Origin of the sequence: Anaerophaga thermohalophila str. Valhall (genome assembly GCF_000250735.1) — a bacterium.
Taxonomy (GTDB): Bacteria; Bacteroidota; Bacteroidia; order Bacteroidales; family Marinilabiliaceae; genus Anaerophaga; species Anaerophaga thermohalophila_A.
In genome coordinates this window covers 1-9,607 of the sequence record NZ_AHZV01000021.1, presented here as the reverse complement: position 1 = coordinate 9,607, position 9,607 = coordinate 1, and the positions used below count along the sequence as shown (strand labels likewise).

At 42.7% G+C, this 9,607-nt stretch carries 6 protein-coding genes; 1 reads left to right on the top strand and 5 read right to left on the bottom strand.

All coding sequences use genetic code 11. From position 1 onward, the window contains the following. Positions 1–34 precede the first annotated feature (34 nt). Entirely contained in the window at positions 35–715 is a 681-nt protein-coding gene (locus OQ5_RS0100810; RefSeq protein ID WP_016775669.1) for a ferredoxin--NADP reductase, read from the top strand. 21 nt (positions 716–736) lie between these two features. On the opposite strand, the gene purL is transcribed toward OQ5_RS0100810, so the two are convergent. The 5 genes from purL to OQ5_RS0100785 form a co-directional block, all read right to left on the bottom strand. Further along, positions 737–4,417 (bottom strand): phosphoribosylformylglycinamidine synthase, encoded by a 3,681-nt coding sequence (gene purL, locus OQ5_RS0100805; RefSeq protein WP_016775668.1) that lies wholly within the window; start codon positions 4,415–4,417, stop codon positions 737–739. An 85-nt stretch (positions 4,418–4,502) separates the two neighbouring features. Further along, a complete protein-coding gene (locus OQ5_RS0100800) occupies positions 4,503–5,519 on the bottom strand; it encodes a uroporphyrinogen decarboxylase family protein (protein WP_044107198.1) in 1,017 nt (338 codons plus the stop codon). 229 nt (positions 5,520–5,748) lie between these two features. Beyond that, positions 5,749–6,795, bottom strand: coding sequence for a UDP-glucose--hexose-1-phosphate uridylyltransferase (locus OQ5_RS0100795; RefSeq protein WP_016775666.1), 1,047 nt, complete (start codon positions 6,793–6,795; stop codon positions 5,749–5,751). A 49-nt stretch (positions 6,796–6,844) separates the two neighbouring features. Next, positions 6,845–8,005, bottom strand: a complete 1,161-nt coding sequence (locus tag OQ5_RS0100790) for a galactokinase (RefSeq protein ID WP_016775665.1) — start codon at positions 8,003–8,005, stop codon at positions 6,845–6,847. A gap of 236 nt (positions 8,006–8,241) precedes the next feature. Next, a complete protein-coding gene (locus tag OQ5_RS0100785) occupies positions 8,242–9,246 on the bottom strand; it encodes a GntR family transcriptional regulator (protein ID WP_016775664.1) in 1,005 nt (334 codons plus the stop codon). Positions 9,247–9,607 lie beyond the last annotated feature (361 nt).

Genomic DNA, 9,607 nt, shown 5'->3' with positions numbered 1-9,607 from the left:
TACCGCACTCATTATTACATAAAATCATTCGAGCATGAATAACGTATCCGAAGCCAATAAAATTTCGACAAAGCTACATGAAATTCTTGAAGTCAGGCATCTTAACGATTCTACATTTATTATCCGCCTGGAACGAAATAATGTCGAATTTAAGGCCGGTCAACATATTAACGTTGGTCCGGCCAATAGTATCCATACAAGAGAATACTCTGTTTATAGTTCAGAGCATGATCCTTACCTGGAAATTCTTGTAAAGGAAATCACAGACGGCTTTATTTCACCGGTATTGAAAAAACAAAAGCCAGGTAATATGCTGATAGTAGAAGAACCTGTAGGGTACTTTTCCCTGCCGCCTAAGCCAGATCCCGAAGAAAAACTTCTGTTCATTGCCAGTGGTACTGGTATTTCACCATTTCACAGCTTTATTAAATCTTTCCCCGGGCTTAATTATCAGCTTCTGCACGGGATACGCTATACCTCGGAACAATATGAGGCCGATTTTTACGACCCGAAACGGTATATAGCCTGCACATCGCGTCAAAAAAGCGATAATACTTATTTCGGAAGAGTTACCAATTACCTTGAAGAACACCCTGTAAAAGGTAATGTACGTTGCTATTTATGTGGCAACAGCAGTATGATTCATGATGTCTATGACATTCTTGAATTACAGGGAGTCCCCACAGAAAAAATTCATGCAGAGGTATATTTTTAACTGGTAAAATAAAATTCGGATTTACTTTTTCTTCTCAATCCATTTCCGGGCATTTACAAAAGCTTCCATCCATGGCGTAACCTCATCGTTGCTGCGATCGTCAGGATAATATGCCCATTGCCAGGGAAACACCGATCTTTCGAGGTGTGGCATCATGGCCAGATGGCGTCCGTCATTGGAACAGATTGCTGCAGCATTGTAATCACTACCGTTGGGATTGGCAGGGTACGCATCGTATCCGTATTTTCCCGGTATGTGGTAGGCACTCTCTTCCATTGGCAGACTGAATTTTCCTTCGCCATGTGCGACCCAGACGCCAATTTCCGAACCGGCAAGCGATTTCAGCATAACTGAGTTGTTCTCCTGAATCTTCATTGTCACAAAAGCCGACTCGAATTTATGAGAATCGTTATGAAGCATTCTGGCTTTCTTTTCATGCCCGGGATTTACCAGATCAAGGTGTATCATTAACTGGCAACCATTACAAATGCCAAGACTCAATGTATCCGGCCGGGAATAGAAATCATCCAGCGCTTTTTTAGCTTCTTGATTGTGAAGAAATGCACCCGCCCAGCCTTTGGCCGATCCTAATACATCCGAATTGGAAAAACCACCTACAAAGACGATCATATCTATATCTTTCAGCGTCTCACGTCCCGAAATAAGATCGGTCATGTGAACATCCTTAACGGCAAAACCGGCCTTGTAAAGCGAATAGGCCATTTCACGATCACCATTGACCCCTTTTTCGCGAATAATTGCAGCCCGGGCGGTACGACGGGGATTATCCGGATTCAAGTCTCTGATTGTGCCTTCGAAGTGCTCCGGAAATCTAAATTCCAATGGTTGCTTTTTATAGTTCACGAAGCGTTCTTCTGCTTTCTGCTGTCCACTCTGATCTCTGTCGAGCAGATATGAAGTACGGTACCAGATATCCCGAAGATGATCAATATCGAAACTGAAATCCTTTAGATCCGTTTTTACATTTAGTTTTCTTTCAACAACAGGATGCCCGATGACAGAATACTGAATCCCCATTTTCTGAAGGATTCTGCCAACCCTATCCATTTCTGCCACCTGAATTACGACTGCCGGATTTTCACTAAACAAAAGTTTCAACACATCCTTCTCTTCCATCTTTGAAAGATCGACATCCATACCATAATCTTTGTTAGCAAAACACATCTCAAGCAGAGTAGTCACCAAACCACCCGCCGAAATATCGTGACCTGAAAGAACCAGACCTTCACGAATCAACTGCTGAACGGCCTCAAAACCTTTTCTGAAATAATCGGCATCAGTAACCGTCGGAACTTCATTGCCCACCCTGTTGATCACCTGGGCAAAGCTGCTACCGCCAAGCTTGAGAGCATCAAAAGATAAATCTATATGCACCAGGTAGGTGTTGACGTCTTTCTTAAGAAGCGGAGTAACAATTTTTCGTACATCCTCAACTTCGCCGGCAGCGCTGATAATAACAGTACCCGGAGACATTACCGACTCACCGTCAGGATATTTTTGTGTCATCGATAAGGAATCCTTACCTGTAGGAATATTAATACCCAGGTCGCAGACAAAATCACTAACGGCTTCTACGGCTTCATACAATCGGGCATCTTCGCCTTTATTCCGGCATGGCCACATCCAGTTGGCACTTAAGCTAATACTCCTGATACCATGAGTTAATGGTGCCCAAACAATATTGGTCAGGGCTTCGGCCACAGAAACCACGGCGCCCGCGCCTGAATCCACGAGTCCGATTCCCGGGGCATGTCCTATCGATGTTGCTAATCCCTTAATTCCTGAATAATCAATCGTGGTTGCACCCAAATCGCTTAATGGCAGTTGAAGCTCGCCCACGCACTGCTGGCGGGCAACTTTTCCGGTAACCGACCTGTCAACCTTATTGGTCAGCCAGTCTTTGCAGGCAACCGCTTCGAGCTGTAAAACCGACTCAAGATGTTTTTCGACATCATCAATAGTATAATGAATTTCTTCAAATTTCCGATCGACAGAAGTATCCTCCATCACCGTCCTGGGAGGATTTCCAAACATATCGGCCAGCTGCAGGTCAATCGGTTTATTCCCTTTGTCATCTATAAACCTGAATTGCATATCACCGGTGGTTTCTCCCACCACGTAGATAGGAGAACGCTCACGGTCGGCCACCTTTTTCAATATTTCCACATTCTTTTCATGAAGAACCAGTCCCATCCGCTCCTGAGATTCATTGCCAACGATTTCCCGGGCAGACAATGTAGGATCGCCCACAGGTAATTTATCAATATGAATGGTTCCTCCGGTCTCCTCGACCAGTTCTGAAAGACAGTTGAGATGCCCCCCGGCACCATGATCATGAATGGAAATAATGGGATTATGCTCGTCTTCCACCATGGCGCGAATGGCATTCATAACACGTTTCTGCATCTCGGGGTTTGAACGCTGAACAGCATTCAGTTCGATGGCATTGGCATATTCACCGGTTGCCACCGAAGAAACAGCACCGCCTCCCATGCCGATACGGTAGTTATCTCCACCAAGAACAACAATTTTATCTCCTTTAACAGGTGTATCTTTGAGACTATCCTCTTTTTTGGCAAAACCAATACCCCCCGCCAACATAATTACTTTATCGTAAGCAAAGCTGTGATAATTCTCAAAATACTCGAATGTAAGTACAGATCCGCAAATCAGTGGTTGACCAAATTTATTCCCGAAATCACTGGCCCCATTGGAGGCTTTTATCAAAATTTGCTGAGGTGTTTGATACAACCACGGACGTGCCTTATATTTTTCCTCCCAGGCACGTCCCTTTTCAAGTCGCGAATAGCTGGTCATATAAACAGCGGTTCCTGCCAGAGGAAGACTTCCTTTTCCGCCACCAAGCCGGTCGCGTATTTCTCCACCCGAGCCCGTCGCAGCCCCGTTAAAAGGTTCAACAGTGGTAGGAAAGTTATGTGTTTCGGCTTTCAATGATAAAACGGTTTCGATCTCCTTTTCAGCAAAAAAATCAGCGATATCCTGTCTTACAGGAGCAAATTGTCTGGCAACCGGGCCCTGAATAAACGCTACATTGTCTTTATAAGCCGATATCAGGTAGTTGGGGTTCTCTTTCGAAGTTCGTTTTATTAATTGAAACAAAGAGCTTTGCTTCTCTTCTCCATCAATAACAAAAACACCATTAAAAATTTTATGACGACAATGTTCCGAGTTAACCTGGGAAAACCCGAATACTTCGCTGTCGGTCAGCTTTCTGCCCAAACGTTTGCTAAGATCTTTCAGGTACTGAATCTCTTCGGGGCTGAGAGCAAGGCCCTCCTTCTCATTGTAGTCCTCAATATCATCAATATAGATTACAGGCTCAGGTTCTTTTTCGATATGAAATAATTGCTGATTAAGTCCTTTGTAAAGAGATTGAAGCATTGGATCATAATCAGGCTGTTCACTGTCCGTCTCAAAGAACTCTTCAATACGTTCAATTCCTGTTATCCCCATATTCTGGGTTATTTCGACAGCATTGGTACTCCACGGAGTAATCATCTCCTGACGTGGTCCCACGAAAAAACCATCAATTTTTTGACTATTAATCAACAGAGCACCTTCGAAAAGCCAGTTTAATTTTTCTAAATCGGATTGAGACAGGGCATTTTTACAACCTACAGCCAACACTTTTCGGTTTTCCCCCTGAAAGAAAAGGACCATTTGATCTTCAGTTTTTATGCAGTTAGTACTTTAAAAGTGCAAAATTAACATATTTGGGGGAATTATTGCACCTTCTTCTGGCAATTCAGGAAATCCTGTACTCCCTACCGGTTTGCATAAAAGCTGCAATGTTTTCCAGGGGAACATCCTCAGGCAGATCGCACCCGGTACTCAACACAAAATTCGGATACGAATCCATTGACCGGAGAAGCGAACTAACTTCTTCACGAACCATATCCGAAGTTCCGCTTAGTATTGTCCCTGTTGGATTAATGTTACCTATTATTACCACATCAGAAGATATTATATCAGCCACCCCCGGCAGGTCGACTCCGGCCTCGGGAGAGTCAAGGCTAACGGCATCAACTCCTGAACCGGCCATCTTTTCGACAAGATGCATGGTGTTACCGCAGGTGTGATAAATGATGGCAATATCTGAATTTTTGTATTCATTACAAATTTCCCGGATGAAAGCTGCCGAGTATTGCTCAAAATCTTCAGGGCTCAGCATAACAGCAGTGGGTTCAAGCAAACACACAGCTTCTGCTCCGGCATCCACAAGAAGTCTTATGTATTGCTGAATTTTCTCTTTTGCGAAGTTGCACAGTTTATTCAACTTGTCAGTATCCATAACGGCTGCCATGGCCGCATCCTCAGCTCCCATAATTAAAGCAGCCAGAGAATAAGGTCCGGTAACATACGCACCTTTCATGATATCGGCAGGTAATTTTTTGCTCATCAACCGAACTGTTTCTACAACACCTCTAAGTCGGGTATCAAAAGCAATATTTATATTACGGAGCAATTCCAAATCCTCAATATTGAAATCATCTTTGGGAACTGTTGCCGATTCACGACATGGAAAAACAGTGTATCTCCCAAGCGCATTTGCCTCAACAGAGAGATCCATTAACGGAAAAATAAGATCGGGATGAAACCTTTCGGCCAGGGCTTTCAGAACCTTAAAATGTTCATCAACATTTTGCTGTGCCAGTTTTATGGTGCTATGCGTAAGCGATAAACCGGGAAAGCCCATCAATGGGCTCACCAGACGACGCTTTTGGCGGTAAGCTTCAGTTGTAAGTTGTTGTAATGGTTTCATTACTATATAATTGACTTAAGTTATTGGTCTAATGGAACTCACGACATTTATATATGTCCTTTTGTGGCGAATTTCTTTGTAACCCAAGCGACACAGCCGAGGGAGAAATCAAAGCTCCATGCTGGTTTCATTCGTATAGAAAATAGCTTAACATCCAACCTTTCCTCCCTTCTCACCCTCTGCCCCATGCTCCCTGCCCCATACCTTCTACATTTTGCCTAAATCACTTTCATCTTGATTTGTAATGCAGCGCCGGTTGTTCCTTTAGTCTTTGCGTACTTGTCTCAGGGGTTATATCACGCTGTGGATTGGCCAGCATTTCGTAGCCTACCATAAACTTTTTGACAGTAGCAGAACGCAACAATGGCGGATAAAAATGCATGTGAAGATGCCATTCGGGATGTTGCTTCCCATCGGTCGGGGCCTGATGTAATCCAGCGGAATAGGGAAAAGAAGTTTCGAAAAGATTATCATACCGGATGGTGAGCTGACGGTAAGCATCAGCCAAACCGGACCTTTCATATTCAGAAAGTCCGGAAAGATCAGGTACCGGGCGACGGCTTACAATCATCGCTTCGAAAGGCCAGACAGCCCAGTAAGGTGATAACACAACGAAATGGTCATTTTTATATATGATCCGCTTATCTTTTTCTAGTTCTTTATTGAGATAATCAGCTAACAGGGTGCGACCATGTTTGTTGTAATAGGCTTTTTGTCGCTCCTGTTCTTTCATGGGCTCAACTGGAATTGAACGGCTCGACCATATCTGTCCGTGGGGATGCGGATTGCTGCATCCCATAACCGCCCCTTTATTTTCAAAAATCTGAACGTAACCGATGAAGTCTTCTTCACCAAGTTCACAAAACTCCTTTTGCCAAACATCAACAACGCCGCATACTTCTTCATGCGACATTTCCGGAATGGTTAAATCGTGGCGCGGAGAAAAACAAATAACTTTGCATATTCCCTTTTCACTTTCGGCACGGAACAATTCCCCGTCATTCTCTTCTCCCTCGGGCATATCGGCTAAAAGAGCAGAAAAGTCGTTGATAAAAGTATAAGTCCCGGAATAATCCGGATTCTTTATACCTCCAGCTCTTTCATTTCCTGGACATAAATAACATTTGGGATCGTACCCGGGACGTTTCTCCTGTTGACCTTTTTCTACCTGCCCCTGCCATGGCCTTTTTGCACGATGTGGAGAAACCAGTACCCATTCGCCGGTTAAAGCATTAAACCGACGATGCGGGTGTTCTTCCATATTAAAAGTTTGCATAATATTGCTTGATTGTTAGGAATGTTAAATTATAAGGATTGTCAGGGTGTTATTCCAGTCGACGAGCTCCGTCGCCTACATCAGCAATGTAAAATAATGGTTTCAAGCCTGTTCTTTTATTATAAGCAGTACCTACCTGATTAATGAAATTATCCACCTTGTCTTCCCGTACCAGAGAAACCGTGCATCCGCCAAATCCGGCACCGGTCATCCTGGAACCGATAACACCTTCGGTCTTCCAGGCTTCTTCGGCCAAAGCATCCAACTCGTCCCCCGTTACTTCATAATCGTCGCGTAACGAAACATGAGAGGCATTCATCAGTTGCCCAAACTCCTGAATATTGTCGTTCTCCAATGCTTTCATGGCATCCAGTACACGTCGATTTTCAGTGATAACATGACGTGCACGCCGAAGAAGAACATCAGACGACAACCTTTCAAATATCTGATTGAATGTATCGAAGTCAATATCACTTAGTGTTTGATACCTGCCTTCCTTATTAAGCTCTTTCAGGGCTTGCTCACATTCCGACCGCCTTTCATTATATTTCGAATCGGCAAGGCCACGGCGCTTATTGGAGTTACTGATTATTATTTTGTAACCATCAAGTTTCAACGGAACAGCACTCCATTCCAGTGTATCACATTTCAGGGCAAGTGCATGATCTTTTTTGCCCATTCCTACGGCAAACTGATCCATAATGCCGCAATTCACTCCCACAAACTGATTCTCGGCATCCTGCGACATTTTAACCATTTCCATCATTGGCAGGTTTCCGCCAAAAAGATCATTAATCATCACGGCTGTTACCAACTCAATGGAAGCTGATGAAGACAGCCCGGCTCCGTTGGGAATATTACCACTATAGAGCAAATCAAGTCCTTCGACATTTATCCCCTTCTTCTTAAACTGATCCATCACACCCAAAGGATAATTCATCCAGGCATCCCCCTCCAGGGGCTGACTAATTTTGTCTGTAGTAACATCCTCTCTTCTGTCAAGATTGGCAGAAGCAAACCGCAATAAGTGCTCGTTATTCTTCCGAACAAATAAATAGGTACCATAACTTAAAGCACATGGAAAAACATATCCGCCATTGTAATCGGTATGTTCACCGATGAGATTCACCCTTCCTGGTGAGAAAAATACAGCATCAGCCGGCTTTCCATATAACTTTTCGAAATCCGATTTCAATACTTTTAAATTCATATTTTAAAATTTTTATCCAACTGGTGGGTACTGGTGGGCAAATATATAAAATAACCGCTAACAAAAGAAAGTTTTAGACTTAAAAAATTGCCAGGCTCGTTTCATGCATCAAATCTTCCTTTTGCGATTTTAGTCTTTCTTTAATTTTGCATTACCGGGGTGGAATAAACCATAGACAAAAGTCACAGCCCCTCAAAATAAAATTTAGGCACTTGCCATTATTCGATCGGTTTCAATTACAACGAACGCCTGATATTCAATCGTGAAGGATTCTTTATGCACGCATATTTCCCCGATAAAATCAAACGTGCAAGATTTTTCCCCATCTCGTCAAAATCGGTAGACAGTGTAGTAATACCACCCGCTACAATTTCTTTCAGCCCGGTATCGTTTAGCGAAATAATACCTACATCTTTTCCTGCAATCATATTTTTCCGGGAAATATCGCGTACCAGATTGACGAGATCACGGTCATTTGGAATAATGTAAACGCTCCCCTTTAATGCAGGCGGATGAAAAGAAGAATTAATTTCATAAGAAAAGTTATGACGTTTACAGAAATCTTTAAATCCGGTCAGAAAACCTTCAGGCTCTTTACCTCCGGGAAAAAGTAAAACCAAACGGTCATATTTTTTTAACAGATCAAGGCCATCCAGTAACCCGTCGTACATATCCTGATGAAAATCCTGGTATACACAGGGAAACCGGTTGTTCAGATAGTCCGGATTTCTGTCAAGCATGTAAACCCTTTCCTCAGGCAATTTGCCCAACACCTCCAGCAGATTAGGAAGATTTGCCGGCATAATTACATAAGATGTATACCGTTCTTTTCTTTCGAGAACTAATGAAGCAAACACTTCGGGATTAAAGTGATGGAAAAAAATGTCCACCGTCGCCCTGCCCTCCAACTCTTTAATAAAGGCATTATATAAATCTTCTTTAAAGGCATTAAACTCATCAAACAACAATAAAATCTTCTGATCATGTTCAACTCTTGTTGTGTCTACATAATAGCCTTTTCCTGGAACACTTTGAATTATCCCCCTGGCTTTTAACTCATTGTAGGCCATCAGAACAGTGTCGCGTGATAAATTAAAGGTTCCGGCAATATCATTTACCGATGGCAGTTTTTCCTGTTGTCTCAGTTTTCCCAGACGGATGGCTTGTACCACCGAATTAATAATCTGACGGTATTGAGCTTCTCCCCTGCTCTTGTCAATATTTATCAGTCTTTTAGTCATATAATATCCATTAAGCCAAGGTATTCAATAGTGGTTAGAAGATTAGACGGTTAGATTTTCAGATATACGATAATCCATATAACATTGATATACTGCATTTTAGTAAATATTCTTTTTAAAAAATAACAAACAATTGGATTGCAGCGTATTGCATGAGTTTAGCAAACTATTGATATAATTAGTGTCTGTCCATAAAATACCATTTGCTGTGTTACGCTCGCCGCCAAAATCCTCATTTACGATTAGTAAACTCCGGTTTTGGCGGCTTCGCAAGCCTTGCAACTGGTACTTTCTGAACAGACACATGACCAGAAACAAGTTTTACGTAATTTATAGACAAGCACTAATTAAGCCTAACCTG

Excerpts from the sequence above, each read along its gene's own strand:
- OQ5_RS0100810 (WP_016775669.1), top strand. The coding sequence starts at position 35 with ATGAATAACGTATCCGAAGCCAATAAAATTTCGACAAAGCTACATGAA.
- purL (WP_016775668.1), bottom strand. The coding sequence starts at position 4,417 with ATGGTCCTTTTCTTTCAGGGGGAAAACCGAAAAGTGTTGGCTGTAGGT.
- OQ5_RS0100800 (WP_044107198.1), bottom strand. The coding sequence starts at position 5,519 with ATGAAACCATTACAACAACTTACAACTGAAGCTTACCGCCAAAAGCGT.
- OQ5_RS0100795 (WP_016775666.1), bottom strand. The coding sequence starts at position 6,795 with ATGCAAACTTTTAATATGGAAGAACACCCGCATCGTCGGTTTAATGCT.
- OQ5_RS0100790 (WP_016775665.1), bottom strand. The coding sequence starts at position 8,005 with ATGAATTTAAAAGTATTGAAATCGGATTTCGAAAAGTTATATGGAAAG.
- OQ5_RS0100785 (WP_016775664.1), bottom strand. The coding sequence starts at position 9,246 with ATGACTAAAAGACTGATAAATATTGACAAGAGCAGGGGAGAAGCTCAA.